Below are 12,914 nucleotides of genomic sequence, written 5' to 3'. Positions count from 1 at the left end.
ATTACGCTCCAAGCCGCTCTTTTACAAGACGTGAAACAAGCGAGGAGTCCGCTTTTCCCTTGAGCTCCGCCATCACCGCCTTCATGACCGGACCTAATTCCTTAACCGGCGCGGCATCAACAATGCGGGTAACCGCCGCCACGGTATCCGCTTCGCTCATCTGCGCGGGAAGATATGCGCCAAGAATAACGAGCTCTTTTTCCTCCTGCGCCGCGAGGTCGCTCCGTCCGCCGGAAACAAACACCGCGATGGATTCTTTGCGTTTTTTTGCTTCTTTGCCGATGACTTCCATAACCTCATCATCGGTCAAATCTTCGTCTTTGCCGGTCTTCGCGCGCTTTTCAATCTTCCGATTGCCAATAGCGGATGAAAGCATGCGCAAAACTCCAAGCCGCTCTGCGGCTCCGGATTTCATCGCCTCTTTAATATCCGCGGTGATTTTTTCTTTTAACATACGATGGCTTCGTTAGATGGTTAGCTGGGTTAGCTTCGTTAGCTTCATTAGACCGTACAACCTCCCTTCTAATGAAGCTAAAAGCTAAGGAAGCTACCTCTCTATCTCTCGGGGGTCAATCCCAATTTCCGCATCCGATCCATCTCCACTTTCTTTCCTACGCGGTGCAGGGCGGAAAGCTTGCGCTTCAAACCGCTCTGAGCGCGCTTATGGAATCGACGCTTCTTTGCTTCTTTTAATACGCCACTCTGCTGCACTTTTTTTGTAAAGCGGTAGAGCAAGCTGCTCGCGGACTCCCCTTCTTTTTTACGTACTTCGACAGACATAGTATTATTAATTCTGCTTAATTTTTGCTGCGACCTCGTCTAATGATAATAGTGAAGAGTAGTTGACGACGCTATGGATTGAACCGCCGCCGTCCCCCTCGTAGCGCGGGATAACATGCACGTGCAAGTGATCCACCGCCTGCCCGCTGATCCGCCCGTGATTGATGCCGATAGTGAATCCTTTGGGGCTCAACGTGTGTTGAAGCATAACAGTTATCTTCTTCACTGTCAAAAAGGTCGGGGTGATGAGCGCCTCCGGTGCCATCACGATATTTTCGGTATGCGTTTTGGGAATGATGACCGTGTGCCCCATCGTCCGCGGATGAATGTCCAGAAACGCGAGCGTTGCATCGTCTTCATAAACAATGCGCGCGGAAATTTCTTTGGTTGCGATGTTGCAGAAGAGACAGTTCATATACGACCAATAGGTCCTACAGGACGTATACGTCCTATTTCAACCGGCGCTTCACTTCCCCCGCCATTTTATGAAGCGGCACGGTTTCTTGCGCGCCGGTGCGGAGATCTCTGATGATAATGGATCCCTCCAACGCTTCTTTCTGTCCGAAGATAAGTGCCATCGGAGCGCCGCCTTTGTCCGCGGAACGGAGCTGGGCCTTCAACGATTCCTTGCCCAATGTTTCGGCGGTGGTGATGCCCTCATGGTGAAGCAGTTCAATAATCGCCAAACTTTTTTTCTTCGCGAGGTCGCCGATGTGAATCAAAAATACTTTTTCTATCGTACGGAGCGGAGCCGTGCCAAATGCCTTCATGACTTCAATGAGGCGGTCAAGTCCCACCGCGCCACCAACCGCGGACGTAGGCCTGCCGCCGATCATTTCGGCAAGATAATCAAACCGTCCGCCGCCCGCCAAGGCAAAGTCAAATTTTCGCGGCACGCCCTTCAGAGCCCCTTCGGCTTTCGGATCAGCCGGCGCCTCACCTTCTGTAAAGATTTCAAACACGGTGCGGTTATAGTAATCCAAACCGCGGACAAGAGCGTGATCCAGCGTATACGGAATCTTCAGCTCTTCCACATATTCCAAAACGTTCTTGAAATGGTTTTTGCAAAAACTGCAGAGCTGATCCAGCATAACGGGGGCGTCCTTTTTGAGCTCAATGCACCCGGACACTTTGCAATCCAACAAACGCAACGGGTTTGTTTCCAGCCGACGGCGACAGTCCTTACAAATCAATTTTTCCTTATTAGTATTTCCACCGCGTCCGGTATAGTAGTCGGTGAGTTTTTTACGGTAATTCGGGCGGCAATTTTTGCAGCCGATGGAATTGATGTGCACCATGAGCTGCTTCACCTTCGTCGACTCAATAAAACGGTAACACGCAAGCATGATCTGCGCGTCGTAGACCGCGTCTTCATCGCCGCCAAGAATTTCAAACCCCGCCTGATGCAACTGGCGCAACCGTCCGGCCTGCGGCTGTTCATAGCGGAACATCGGGCCGATGTAATAAAGCTTCAGCGGAGTCCCCATGTGGCTCATCCCGTGCTGGATGTACGCGCGCATTACGGAAGCAGTCCCTTCCGGGCGCAAGACTAACATATCTCCGCCTTTCGTGCGGAACGAAAACATTTGTTTTTCAACAATGTCGCTCGTGGCGCCAAGCGACCGCTCAAAAAGGTCCGTTGTTTCCAACAATGTCGTGTCAATACGGCGAAAATTGTACACCTCCGCGACCGCGCGCAAATCACGGCGGAGCTTCTCCCAATACGGCTCCTCCAACGGCAAGATATCGTGCATACCCTTCGGCGACTGAAACGGCGCTTTCACCTTTCCTTTTTCTGATACTTTTTTATCTTTTTGCGGCATATTTTTTGCTTCGTTGCTTTATTGTTTTCTTACTTTTTTGCTTCGTTGCTCTTTTGCTTCGTTGCCTTATTGTCCCCCCTCATAACTCGGCACCGTAAACGTCTGCGCGGCGCGAATCGGAAGCAACCGCAACCGCACAACGCCGATGATATCGCTCTTCGGAAGGACGCCCCAGTTGCGCGAGTCAAAGCTGAAGTAACGGTTATCACCCAGCACAAAGTACTCATCGGTATCAAGCGTCCGGTCCACATCACCGATGGTAGTGACGCTCGGCGCGATGTACTCCTCGGAAAGCAACAATCCTCCGGGATACTCGCTGTTGTATACACGCACCACGCCATCCTGAATCACCACGCGCTCACCGGGCAACCCGACGATGCGCTTAATGTAAAATGTTTTGACGTCCCCGGGGTAGCGGAACACCGTCACCTCGCCGCGCGCCGGCTGACGAAAACGGTACGTCAGTTCATCGATCAGGAGATAATTACCGTCGGAAAAATTCGGCTCCATGGAAGCCCCGGAGACCAAAAACGGCTGCACAAGAAAAGAGCGGATGATGTATACCGTAAAGAGCGAAATGAGCACAACCTCCAAAATCTCGCGCGATGCCAGGAAGAATTGCTTCATACATCATATTCTACTAGAATAAAAGCATTAAAGCAAATATGACGAGTGTCGGGTGACGGGTGACGGACGGTCAACCTCGGACATCGGACATCCGACATCGGACATGAAGCCATTCAAACTGATTATCGGCCTCGGAAACAACGATCCCCAGTATGCCAACACCTACCACAACGTCGGACATCTTTTTGTTGACTACCTTGAGAAGCATTATCCCGCGCTGGCAGCGAAAAAGACCGCGGGCTATATGAACGAATCCGGCGCATCCGTCGGCGCTATGATGAAAAAAACTTTTGCCTCGCCCGAACACACACTCATCGTTCACGACGAATCCGACATATATATCGGCGAATATAAAATTTCTACCGCTCGTGGCGCCGCCGGACACAAAGGCGTACAAAGCGTTTTTGACGCCACGGGGTCAACAGACTTCACGCGTCTACGTGTCGGCATCCGACCGAAGACAGAAGGCGCGCGCCACCCAAAGGCGGAAACGTTCGTGCTCAAAAAAATCTCCGCGACCGGAAAAAAACAGTTCATGGATGTATTCCAAAAAGCGGCGAACGAGCTTTTCGGCGCGCCCGAAATACCGCAATAACGTCGTAGCGGAATGAAGCGGCTACGGCGCCTCTTTTTCCACGCGCAGCGTAAGCTGGAACGTCACCTTGCCGTCAGAATCAGGAACGATATTCGCGAGCGGTAAATTCACCGCGGTAAATCCCTCCCGACGCGCCAAGGCGTTTTTGAAGTTAATCGCCGCAAGTTCGGAAATGGCGCGCCCCGAAATATTCATCTCACCACCGGACGGCGAAAACGAAACACGTTCAAGCGTCACGGTTTCACCCGAAATTTTACGGAGTTCCGTAAACAGCGGCGATAAAACTTTTGCCGATCCGCGCGCGCGGAGCGCCGCGCCGAGATCGGAATTAAACGCTTTTGCCTGGCTCTCTAACATTGCCACTTCATTCGCGTCCACGCCCGGCGGAACAAGCGTGGAAGTGGTGCGCAGCGACGTCTCAATACGCGCGGAGATACTTGCCGCGACAAGTGTGACAAGAAACAGAAAGCTACAGGCAGTCAGCGCCACATTGCGCCAAAACGCGAGAAAACGCAGTAAACGACTCCACGCGAACGCCTCTTCCGTACCCACCGGAGCAACGCTGATGAATGTGTCGCTTTCACGGGAAATACTGCCACGAAGATACGCGCCCAAGGCGCCGGCAAACGACGGAATAACATCTCCGAACTGCGTCACGGCAAGCGGCATGACCGCAAGGTCAAAATATTGCGTAAGCACACGCTCCACGCGCGGCGCGACATCCCGCGCAAGAAGAATAACGCCCTTGAAACTCCCCGGCCACTTGCCGGAGTAAAAATTCAGGACGCGCTGCACTTCGCGACGGAGCACGTCTTCAAAACGGGCATCATCAATCGCACGCGCGCCATCCGCGCCGACCTCACCCCACGGAGAAAAATGGTCAAAGTGCAAATTACCGTTCCGGAGTATGAGCAACTCAAGACCTCCGGCGGAAACACGCAATACAAGATAGGATTCACCTTTGACATACCCAACGCCGAGCGTGCCGATAAGGCGGGCAACGGAAAGCCCGGTAAATTCCAAAGCCAATAGCACAAAACCGGAGCTCGCCAATGCCGCGCTAAACTCGTCGGCAATCGCGCGCTCCAAAAACGCTCCGAGGTATTCCGTTTCTCCGGAGGCGCCGGATCCCACGCGTTCGGCATCCGCGTACACACGATCAACACTCATAGGAGAAATCATCCGCAGATTCAGCTCCACTGCCTCACCGAGACGATCAGGGGCGACAACGGGCACGGAAAATATCTGGCTATACACGGCCGGCGTCTCAAGGGTGACGACCACGTGGCATCGCGCCTCGCCACCTGCGACATTCGCGCGGAGTTCGTGGAGCGCTTTGCGGAAATTCACCGGCTCGGCAACGCGTCCTCCAGTGACAACTCCGGGCGGAAGATGGATTGCCGCGGTTTTAGGAACGCCCGCCACTACGCCAAAAAACCGCAGAAAATTATCGGAAATTTCAAGCCCGCCCACGGGAGTAGCGGGACTCACAAGACGAAGAAACTTAGTGAAAGCGGTTTTGATATTTATCATAACAAGTTCTACTCAGCGATATTCAGCACCCGGACTTCCCGCGTTGAGGGATTGATGTCGAGCGTTGCCGTAAGCGTCCGGCGCTTCCCTAACGCTTTTCCGGTAGAGGAAATGATGTACTGCGTTTCAGCAACGCTACTGCACGCGACATTTTGAATCGTCACATCCGCGCTTACAGCGCCGCTGACGACAAGGTTGTATGTTGTTTCGCACGATGGGTAAAACCTCGCGCGCACGATGCGAATCATGGCATCGTCAACACCGGCACGCGCCGCCGCGAACGCCTCATTGGTGAGCCGGATACCATAGTTGGAACGATTCAAAAAATACACCAGAAGACTCGCCGCGATGCCCACCTCAACAACGATGGCGCTAAGGACCAGTATAGTTGAAAACGCCACTACCCCCCGTTGCTTTCTTGATTTCCCTGCCCTGAGCCGCGTCGAAGGGTTGTTTTCTTGTTTTATTATCATGGGCTCCAATTGATGATTATGTCGTTGATTTCGGGCGTCACCGCGCCGAACACATCGGAGTCAATAAAAACCTCGTAACGGAAGTAGCGGACGTTGTTGTGGTCGCGCGTATCAATCGCCGCGGGAGCGTCCGGACCGGTGGGAATATAATAATCAGTTGTAGAGCTGTTAGGTCCCAAAAACTCCCACGTTCCCGAGTCGTCGCAAACCGGCGGATTGGTTTTCCCATTACTGCAATTGGAAGACGCGACGCGGAACCGCACCGACGAAGATACAAGACTGTTCAGCGTGCCCTTCCAAAGAATGGCATTCAAGGCAACAGGTACCTCGGCGTCAAACACGCTGGAGGTCAAGGAACCGCTATACATCGGAACCCCCGGAATATACGTCGTCTTCAATTTATAACTTGAGGTCGTGCACTGATTAGCCCCCCCATCGCCCGAATGATCACAATTAAAACTGATCCAGCCGATGGCGTCATTCCACGCCCAGCCGTGGAAATCTCCGGCGCCATCAATCGTCACCTGATAATTTGAAGATTGGCAATCGCCCGGCGAAACATTACCGCACCAAAAACTGATCCAGCCGATGGCGTCGCTCCACGCCCAGCCCGAAAGATTACCGTAGCCGTCATTCACAACCTTAAAATTACTCACTGCGCAAATATTGCCGATGGATGTAGTGGCGCAATCCATTGCCACTTCTCCGATGGCGCTTCCCGTCCCATACCCCTGAAGCACCGGTGGAGTTGCCGTCACGCCGAAGAAATCAATCCAGCCCACCGCGTCGCTCCACGCCCAACGCTCCGACGGCTGTGATGAGATGTTTCCGGCGAGCGCAGGGATAACAAAAAGCAAAGAAGCAAAGAAGCAAAGAAGCAAGACTGCCCTTTTATGTTTTACCGCAATGCTCCCTTGCTTTATTGCTTTATTGCTTTGTTGCTTTGTTGCTTCCATGATTTACGGTAGCTGCAATTTAATCGTACCCGGCTGCGAAACGGTATCAATTCCGGCGCCGGCAACATCATATTTATCGCTCGCCGCGAAGGTACCCACCTGCCCCGAACCGCCGGACCAGTCGACTTGCGCGCTTGACGTATTCCGCGCCGAACGCGCGACATACTTCACCAGAGAAAATTTCGGCGTTGACACCCCCTCCTGCCACTCCGCCGTCGCGGTAATCTTTTTTGTTGACGGGTCAAGCGTTCCGGGAGTCGCTATGGCGCCTGTCGTGTCACGCGTAACGTCTTCAATCGTAAAATAACGGGTATATTGCACGGCATCGATAACGAGCGTTTCAGCGCCGGAAAGAATAGCGAGATCGCCCCCCAAAGAGTCCACGTAATACGTAGCCGGCGCGGGCGAAAGCGCGCCAATATTCCCCCGCCAATCCGCCTCCCCAAGCACCGCGATATTATCAATCAAACCCTGCGCGGCAAAGAGCGCGCCTTGCAACGGCTTATTTACCGCGTCAACGCGCAACGCGAGCGCAATGACCGTCGCGGCGCCGCCGATAAGTAACGCGCTGATGCCGATTGCCACCATCAGCTCAAGCAGCGATTGCCCGCCTTGGCTCGCCGAAGCCTTTTGGCGCAGGCGTCTTTCATTAAAATTCAATCCGTCCGTTCGCATAAATATTGAGCGTTGTACTGACGGCATCATTTCCTATGACGCCTATTTCTATTATAACAGCGGTGCCCCCAATTGGATATCCGGTTAACCGGTCAAAGATAACGTCTTTGGTGCTGCCGGTTGCCGGATCACGGAACTCCAAATCGCTTTTTAACGTCATTGTCGCGGATGCCAGATAACTTGTTCCGTCGGTAGAGAATAGCGTGGCGGATCCCCTCACGCCTCCCACAAAACGCACACCCCACCGCAATCCGTCTTCCCCTGTTGTCGCGTTGGAGCGCGCGTCGCGAAGCGTTGACGCAACCGACTGCGCGGCCAGCCGCAAATCCTGGCTCGCGCGATAATTCAAAAGCCCTAATGCGCCCACGGAAAGAATCACAATCGAAATCCCGCTGACGATAAGTAATTCAATGAGAGTGTAGCCGCGCATAATGCGTTTATGAAACATTTGACCACTGACATTTAACCATTGACTTGACGACGGACGAGAAGTAACACCCGCGTCCGTTGGTCACCTGTCAATTGTCACTTGTCCAATGTTCAAATTAAAACTGTCCCACTAATTGATAAATCGGAATAATGATGGCAAGCGCGATAAGTCCCACGATGCCGCCGATAAAGAACAACATCAGCGGCTCCACGAGCGACACCAAAGTCTTGAGCGACGAGTCAATTTCGGAATCGTAGAACTTCGCGAGCGTGTCCAAAATTTCAGCGGTATGTCCGGCTTTTTCCGAAACCGCGATAAGGTTTGAGACGACAAGTGGAAACGCCGGTTCGCGGCGGAATGCTTCGCCCAGGCCAGTGCCCTTCGCGACGCCTTCATCCGCGATACGATGCAGACCATCATGCATTGAAGGGAAACTCACCACGTCCCCGGTAATCCGGAGCGCTTCCAGAATCGGCATACCTGACCGCATGAGTGCCGAAAGCGTTGAAGCGAACTGCTGCAATGAAATACGCTGGAATACCGTCCGAAAAACGGGGGCATACGCGAGCCCAAGATACAGCATCCGCCGCCCGGCAAGTGTTTGCGCGAAGAAAAACCACGCGCCGCCGGCAAGGAGCACGATACCCGCGACAAAGAACCAAACGTAATCCGCCAGAAAAAGCCCCACAGTAAACACGATGCGGGAGAACGCCGGCGGCTCGGCGCCAGTGCTCAAAAACACGTTCGCGATTTTCGGCAGATCGAAGGTGACGAGGAAAAAAAGAATGGTCGTCGCGAGCACGAGCAGAATCACAGGGTAAATAACCGCCGCTTTCACCTTATTCCGAAGCGACTGCTCCCGCTCCAGCGAAACACTCAAACTCTCAAATGCAAAATCAAGATTTCCGGAAAGCTCGCCGGCTTTAATAAGATTCACGAATACCGGAGAAAAATAATTCGGATAACGGGCGAACGCAAGATAAAACGGCTGCCCTTTTTCAAGTCCACCTTTCAACTCCATCAAAAACGCCTTCATCGCCGGCTTTTCAACGTCCGCAGTCAGAATATCAATAACACGGAAGAGATCCACGCCGACTTTGAGCATTAACCCCAAATAACGCGTGAGAAAAATCTGGTCGGCGACAGTAATCGGCTGGCCGAAAAACCGCTTCGCGCGCTCACTAGACGCCGAAGCATCAGCGCGCCTAACGGTAATAGGCTTCAACCCTTTTGAACCGAGGTACACCAGCACGTCAGCGGTGGCAGTCGCGTCATAATCCCCTTCAACAGTCTTTCCGGACGACGTAGTCGCAATATAATGGAATTTCATATTTATTCTCTTATCACTCTGAACACTTCTTCGATGGTGGTCATCCCACGCTCGACTTTGCGCAGGCCATCTTCAAACATGGTAATCATCCCCTCTTCACGCGCCGTTTTCCGCAACCCATCAAGAGAAAAATCCGAAGAAACAAGCATCCGGCGGGTGGATTCGGAGATCTGCAGCAACTCATAAATACCGAACCGTCCGCGATAACCGATGTGCCCACAACGCTCACATCCCGCGCCGCGATACATCAGTTTCGGCGGCTTGTACGCGGTAACAATGCCCATAGTTTGAAACTGCGCCACGATCGCGCTCGCTGTCGCCGCATCCGGCTCATAAGACTCAATGCAGTCAAGGCAAATACGCCGCACCAGACGCTGACCGACAACAAGGTTCAGCACCGCCGCGACCAAAAACGGCGCGATGCCGATATCCAAGAGCCGCGGCACCGCGGTCGCGGCATCGTTGGTGTGCAGCGTTGAAAGCACTAAGGAGCCCGTAAGCGCCGAATGCACGGAAATTTCCGCGGTTTCCTTATCGCGGATTTCGCCGACCATAATAACGTTCGGGTCCTGGCGCACAATCGACCGGAGCCCCGCCGCGAACGTGATGCCCGCATCGGGATTAATTTGCGTCTGGTTCACATTGGGAATACCGAACTCAATTGGATCTTCAATGGTCACGATGTTCACCTCCGGACGATTCAATGTGGTAAGAACAGCGTATAGCGTCGTGGTTTTTCCGGAGCCGGTCGGTCCGCACGCCAAGACCATCCCGTACGCCTTGGAAATATTTTCCCTGATAATCGCGACAGTGTCCGGCAACATGCCGATTTCTTCAAACGACAGCGGCCGCTGCGTGGCGGTCAAAATTCTCCCCACGATTTTTTCACCATACAGCGTCGGCATCACCGAAATACGGACGTCCACATTGTCATCGCCGATTTTGTAGCGAAACCGTCCGTCTTGGGGCTTGGCGTGTTCATCAAGTTTCAAGTTGGAAAGAATCTTGATGCGCGCGATAACGGCGCTGTGCACTTCCTTCGGCATACGGATCACTTCGTGCAGCACGCCGTCAATGCGGTAGCGCACCAGCAGTTCGCTCTCCAGAATCTCCAGGTGCATATCGGACGCGCGCATTGCCACGGCATACGAAAGTATCGTATCCACAATAGCGACAATAGGGAGCTCTTCGGCGGACTCTTCGCTTCCGCCGGCCTTAAGACGCAGCGTCGCCTGAATGTTTTCATCTATAGCGCGCTGAAAATCTTCATAACGACGCTTGCTGTAAAATGAAAAACCGCGGTTCAAATCATCCTGCGACGCAAGATATGGCTTAACCGGCTGTTGGAGATACTGCTGTAAAAAATCTATGGTTTGTAAATCACTGGGGTCCGCCATGGCGACCAAAAGAGCCCCTGCGGATTCGCCGAACACAATCGCGTGTTTTTCCCGGGAAACATCCTCCGGAAGCTTGCGCAACAATTCCTCGTTGATGGTGATGCCCCCGAGGTTGGCGCGCGGAACGCCCAAAAACTTCGCGAGCAGGTCATAAAAATATTCCCACGTAATGATGCCGTGCGCGATGAGCACGTGCACCACGTCCTGGCCCAAACGAGCGGCATCCTTGACCGCCGCGGCAAAGTCCGCCGGCGAGACAACGCCATCCCGCTGTAAAATCTTTTCAAGTTGTTCCGGAGGAATTTGGCGCATGCGCTTCAAAGAACTTGGTATCCCAAGCCCCAGGACCCTATGGCGCTGCAAATTGCATTAATCGAAGCACCGGCAACTGTGCACCCCATGTATATATCAGTATATCAAAGAGCGCGACGGGCAGCCATAACTCACGCAGCGAAAACTTATCAGAATGATGCAAAAAAACCGTCCGAAACGCGATAATGGCCGCCGCGACAGCAATCATTGAAACCGCGTACAATATCCAACCCGGAGTTCCCGAAAGAAAAAGGCCAAGTCCGATCATAAAAAATTCATCGTCATAGAAAAACGCGCCGTCGTGCCGCCTATTATATATCCGCGCCAGCGCCACCATCACAAGCGCGACAAGAAGCGAGAGAATGTAAGGCGCGAACAGTCGCCATCCGACATATGTGAAGAAGTATCCAATAGGTTGATGCGGTGGTAGCAAAAACTTCTGCGGAGCGGAAAGCGTCCACGCGTGATATTGAGTCGCCGCCTCAACGCCGAGCAAAATAAAAAGTCCGGCAATAATTGCCGAGGCAAAAAAGCGTGGGCGTCCGACCACAAAAGGACGGTAGCCCAAGGCTACCGTCCCAATGAGTATGACAAGCACTGCAATGCTATATGCTGCAGCGAGCGTCATAAGGCGTCAACTAGAGGTCAAGACCCGGGTCGTTTCCGACTTCGTAAACCGCGGCCGTCAGACCACCATCGGTTGACTCAACATCGTTCGTTCCACCATTGGAATAGCGCGTGCTCTCCATCTTCGCGTCTATTTCAAACCAGCGATTCGTGCTGTCACAGCCATACTGGTAGTTGTACTCAACTCCGCCCACAGTTGCATTGGTCGGGTCTTTCGGCAAAGACGAAAGTGGAGCTCCGCCTGATGCGCCGGAGAAGTCCACCGGCACCCAGCCCGCGCCTCCCACCGTTAACGCAACGTTTGCCGACTGATCAACGTTAAGCGCGCCAGTCAAACGACGCGCCGCGGGGGTTACGCTTGCCCAATAATTTGCCGCGCAAGTTCCACCCGCCGCATCCAAGTCCGGCGTTGCCGCAGTTGCGAGATAAAAACCAAGCGCGCTCTTTAATGCCGAGAGGTCCGAGATGCGCTGTGAATCGCGCGCTTGCGCGAACAACTGCGCCGGGTTCAACACGAGAATTGTCGCTGTCGCAAGAATGGCAAGAATGCCGATAACGATCAAAAGTTCAATGAGGGTAAATCCTTTTTTCATTTTTTTATTTTTTTAATAACGAATATTTTTCTTTGTATCTGCTACTCTGTCGCATCGACCTTTTATACTTCAACAATAGTGCTTTTTCCGAAGCACTATTACCTGCTTACTATACCGCGATTACTTCGCGCGCGCAAAAACGCAACTGTGGATAACCAAACAGCGCGATTACTCTCCTATCATCGCCCGAATCTTCACAATCAAGTCGTCAATGGACGTATTCGCCTTCACGAAATATTCAACGGCGCCAAGCGACTTCCCGCGCGTGACATCCGTTTCCTGACCAAGATTAGACATAACGATCACCGGCGCCTTCATGCCGGGTTTCGCGCGCATTTCCTCCAACACCTCAAAACCGGAGCGGCCGGGAAGGATGATGTCCAGAACAATAAGATCGGGCGTCATTTCGTCCAACGCTCCCAACGCCTCATCTCCGTTTGTCGCCAGCGCCACCTCAAAACCGCCGTCTTTCTCAAGACGGCTTTTTAACAGCGACGATAAAAAATGGTCGTCCTCAACTAAAAGAATTTTTTTATGTTCGTCTGCCATACCCTGTGCTACAACTTCGATTGATGTTGATAATGGGTTGTCGTTGATGTTAAGAGCATCTCTTGTTCCGCGCCGACTTCGCCTATCTCTACGCGCTTATGCGCCATCGAAGTTGTAGCACGGGGCATGTATTCTATGTTACACGACAACCAAAAAACGCGAAAGAGAGCGCAATGCCTCATTCGCATTTTTTGTAAAAACTAAGGATCAAAAA

At 52.8% G+C, this 12,914-nt stretch carries 16 protein-coding genes; 1 reads left to right on the top strand and 15 read right to left on the bottom strand.

Going from position 1 to position 12,914, the window contains the following annotated elements; translation table 11 throughout:
• Window position 1 precedes the first annotated feature (1 nt).
• From Q7R85_04060 to lepB, 5 genes are all read right to left on the bottom strand, one after another.
• On the bottom strand, window positions 2-454 hold the full coding sequence (locus tag Q7R85_04060) for a GatB/YqeY domain-containing protein (protein ID MDO8585259.1): 453 nt from the start codon (window positions 452-454) through the stop codon (window positions 2-4).
• Between the two features lie 101 nt (window positions 455-555).
• Window positions 556-780, bottom strand: a complete 225-nt coding sequence (locus Q7R85_04055) for a bS21 family ribosomal protein (protein ID MDO8585258.1) — start codon at window positions 778-780, stop codon at window positions 556-558.
• A gap of 7 nt (window positions 781-787) precedes the next feature.
• On the bottom strand, window positions 788-1,195 hold the full coding sequence (locus Q7R85_04050) for an HIT family protein (protein ID MDO8585257.1): 408 nt from the start codon (window positions 1,193-1,195) through the stop codon (window positions 788-790).
• Between the two features lie 34 nt (window positions 1,196-1,229).
• A complete protein-coding gene (gene hisS / locus Q7R85_04045) occupies window positions 1,230-2,603 on the bottom strand; it encodes a histidine--tRNA ligase (protein ID MDO8585256.1) in 1,374 nt (457 codons plus the stop codon).
• A gap of 66 nt (window positions 2,604-2,669) precedes the next feature.
• Window positions 2,670-3,230, bottom strand: coding sequence for a signal peptidase I (lepB, locus tag Q7R85_04040; GenBank protein MDO8585255.1), 561 nt, complete (start codon window positions 3,228-3,230; stop codon window positions 2,670-2,672).
• Between the two features lie 52 nt (window positions 3,231-3,282).
• Between lepB and Q7R85_04035 the strand changes: the two genes are divergently transcribed.
• Window positions 3,283-3,825, top strand: coding sequence for a hypothetical protein (locus tag Q7R85_04035; protein MDO8585254.1), 543 nt, complete (start codon window positions 3,283-3,285; stop codon window positions 3,823-3,825).
• A gap of 21 nt (window positions 3,826-3,846) precedes the next feature.
• On the opposite strand, the gene Q7R85_04030 is transcribed toward Q7R85_04035, so the two are convergent.
• The 10 genes from Q7R85_04030 to Q7R85_03985 all read right to left on the bottom strand — a co-directional run bounded on the left by Q7R85_04030 (window position 3,847) and on the right by Q7R85_03985 (window position 12,700).
• Window positions 3,847-5,358, bottom strand: a complete 1,512-nt coding sequence (locus tag Q7R85_04030; protein ID MDO8585253.1) for a PilN domain-containing protein — start codon at window positions 5,356-5,358, stop codon at window positions 3,847-3,849.
• Between the two features lie 8 nt (window positions 5,359-5,366).
• On the bottom strand, window positions 5,367-5,831 hold the full coding sequence (locus Q7R85_04025) for a hypothetical protein (protein ID MDO8585252.1): 465 nt from the start codon (window positions 5,829-5,831) through the stop codon (window positions 5,367-5,369).
• Window positions 5,828-6,787, bottom strand: coding sequence for a hypothetical protein (locus Q7R85_04020; protein ID MDO8585251.1), 960 nt, complete (start codon window positions 6,785-6,787; stop codon window positions 5,828-5,830). The genes Q7R85_04025 and Q7R85_04020 overlap by 4 nt, the downstream gene beginning before the upstream one ends.
• A gap of 3 nt (window positions 6,788-6,790) precedes the next feature.
• Window positions 6,791-7,462 (bottom strand): prepilin-type N-terminal cleavage/methylation domain-containing protein, encoded by a 672-nt coding sequence (locus Q7R85_04015; GenBank protein MDO8585250.1) that lies wholly within the window; start codon window positions 7,460-7,462, stop codon window positions 6,791-6,793.
• Window positions 7,437-7,892, bottom strand: a complete 456-nt coding sequence (locus Q7R85_04010; protein ID MDO8585249.1) for a hypothetical protein — start codon at window positions 7,890-7,892, stop codon at window positions 7,437-7,439. The genes Q7R85_04015 and Q7R85_04010 overlap by 26 nt, the downstream gene beginning before the upstream one ends.
• 115 nt (window positions 7,893-8,007) lie before the next feature.
• The gene (locus tag Q7R85_04005) at window positions 8,008-9,222 is read right to left on the bottom strand and encodes a type II secretion system F family protein (GenBank protein ID MDO8585248.1); all 1,215 of its coding nucleotides are present in this window, start codon (window positions 9,220-9,222) and stop codon (window positions 8,008-8,010) included.
• Window positions 9,223-9,224: 2 nt separating this feature from the next.
• Window positions 9,225-10,931, bottom strand: a complete 1,707-nt coding sequence (locus Q7R85_04000; GenBank protein ID MDO8585247.1) for a GspE/PulE family protein — start codon at window positions 10,929-10,931, stop codon at window positions 9,225-9,227.
• A 37-nt stretch (window positions 10,932-10,968) separates the two neighbouring features.
• Window positions 10,969-11,559, bottom strand: a complete 591-nt coding sequence (locus Q7R85_03995) for a hypothetical protein (protein ID MDO8585246.1) — start codon at window positions 11,557-11,559, stop codon at window positions 10,969-10,971.
• Window positions 11,560-11,569: 10 nt separating this feature from the next.
• Window positions 11,570-12,151 (bottom strand): type II secretion system protein, encoded by a 582-nt coding sequence (locus Q7R85_03990; GenBank protein MDO8585245.1) that lies wholly within the window; start codon window positions 12,149-12,151, stop codon window positions 11,570-11,572.
• Between the two features lie 168 nt (window positions 12,152-12,319).
• A complete protein-coding gene (locus Q7R85_03985; protein ID MDO8585244.1) occupies window positions 12,320-12,700 on the bottom strand; it encodes a response regulator transcription factor in 381 nt (126 codons plus the stop codon).
• Between the last annotated feature and the right edge of the window lie 214 nt (window positions 12,701-12,914).

The organism is bacterium (genome assembly GCA_030649055.1).
Lineage (GTDB): Bacteria > Patescibacteriota > Minisyncoccia > UBA6257 > JAUSGH01 > JAUSGH01.
Note: the sequence above shows the minus strand (reverse complement) of the source record. Positions and strands in the feature narration are given on the sequence as shown.

Bases quoted from the DNA above. Each gene is read 5' to 3' on its own strand.
- Q7R85_04025 (MDO8585252.1), bottom strand. From the start codon at position 5,831: ATGATAATAAAACAAGAAAACAACCCTTCGACGCGGCTCAGGGCAGGG.
- hisS (MDO8585256.1), bottom strand. From the start codon at position 2,603: ATGCCGCAAAAAGATAAAAAAGTATCAGAAAAAGGAAAGGTGAAAGCG.
- Q7R85_03985 (MDO8585244.1), bottom strand. From the start codon at position 12,700: ATGGCAGACGAACATAAAAAAATTCTTTTAGTTGAGGACGACCATTTT.
- Q7R85_04055 (MDO8585258.1), bottom strand. From the start codon at position 780: ATGTCTGTCGAAGTACGTAAAAAAGAAGGGGAGTCCGCGAGCAGCTTG.
- Q7R85_04005 (MDO8585248.1), bottom strand. From the start codon at position 9,222: ATGAAATTCCATTATATTGCGACTACGTCGTCCGGAAAGACTGTTGAA.
- Q7R85_04030 (MDO8585253.1), bottom strand. From the start codon at position 5,358: ATGATAAATATCAAAACCGCTTTCACTAAGTTTCTTCGTCTTGTGAGT.
- Q7R85_04060 (MDO8585259.1), bottom strand. From the start codon at position 454: ATGTTAAAAGAAAAAATCACCGCGGATATTAAAGAGGCGATGAAATCC.
- Q7R85_04015 (MDO8585250.1), bottom strand. From the start codon at position 7,462: ATGCGAACGGACGGATTGAATTTTAATGAAAGACGCCTGCGCCAAAAG.
- Q7R85_04010 (MDO8585249.1), bottom strand. From the start codon at position 7,892: ATGCGCGGCTACACTCTCATTGAATTACTTATCGTCAGCGGGATTTCG.
- Q7R85_04050 (MDO8585257.1), bottom strand. From the start codon at position 1,195: ATGAACTGTCTCTTCTGCAACATCGCAACCAAAGAAATTTCCGCGCGC.
- Q7R85_03990 (MDO8585245.1), bottom strand. From the start codon at position 12,151: ATGAAAAAAGGATTTACCCTCATTGAACTTTTGATCGTTATCGGCATT.
- Q7R85_04020 (MDO8585251.1), bottom strand. From the start codon at position 6,787: ATGGAAGCAACAAAGCAACAAAGCAATAAAGCAATAAAGCAAGGGAGC.
- Q7R85_03995 (MDO8585246.1), bottom strand. From the start codon at position 11,559: ATGACGCTCGCTGCAGCATATAGCATTGCAGTGCTTGTCATACTCATT.
- lepB (MDO8585255.1), bottom strand. From the start codon at position 3,230: ATGAAGCAATTCTTCCTGGCATCGCGCGAGATTTTGGAGGTTGTGCTC.
- Q7R85_04000 (MDO8585247.1), bottom strand. From the start codon at position 10,931: ATGCGCCAAATTCCTCCGGAACAACTTGAAAAGATTTTACAGCGGGAT.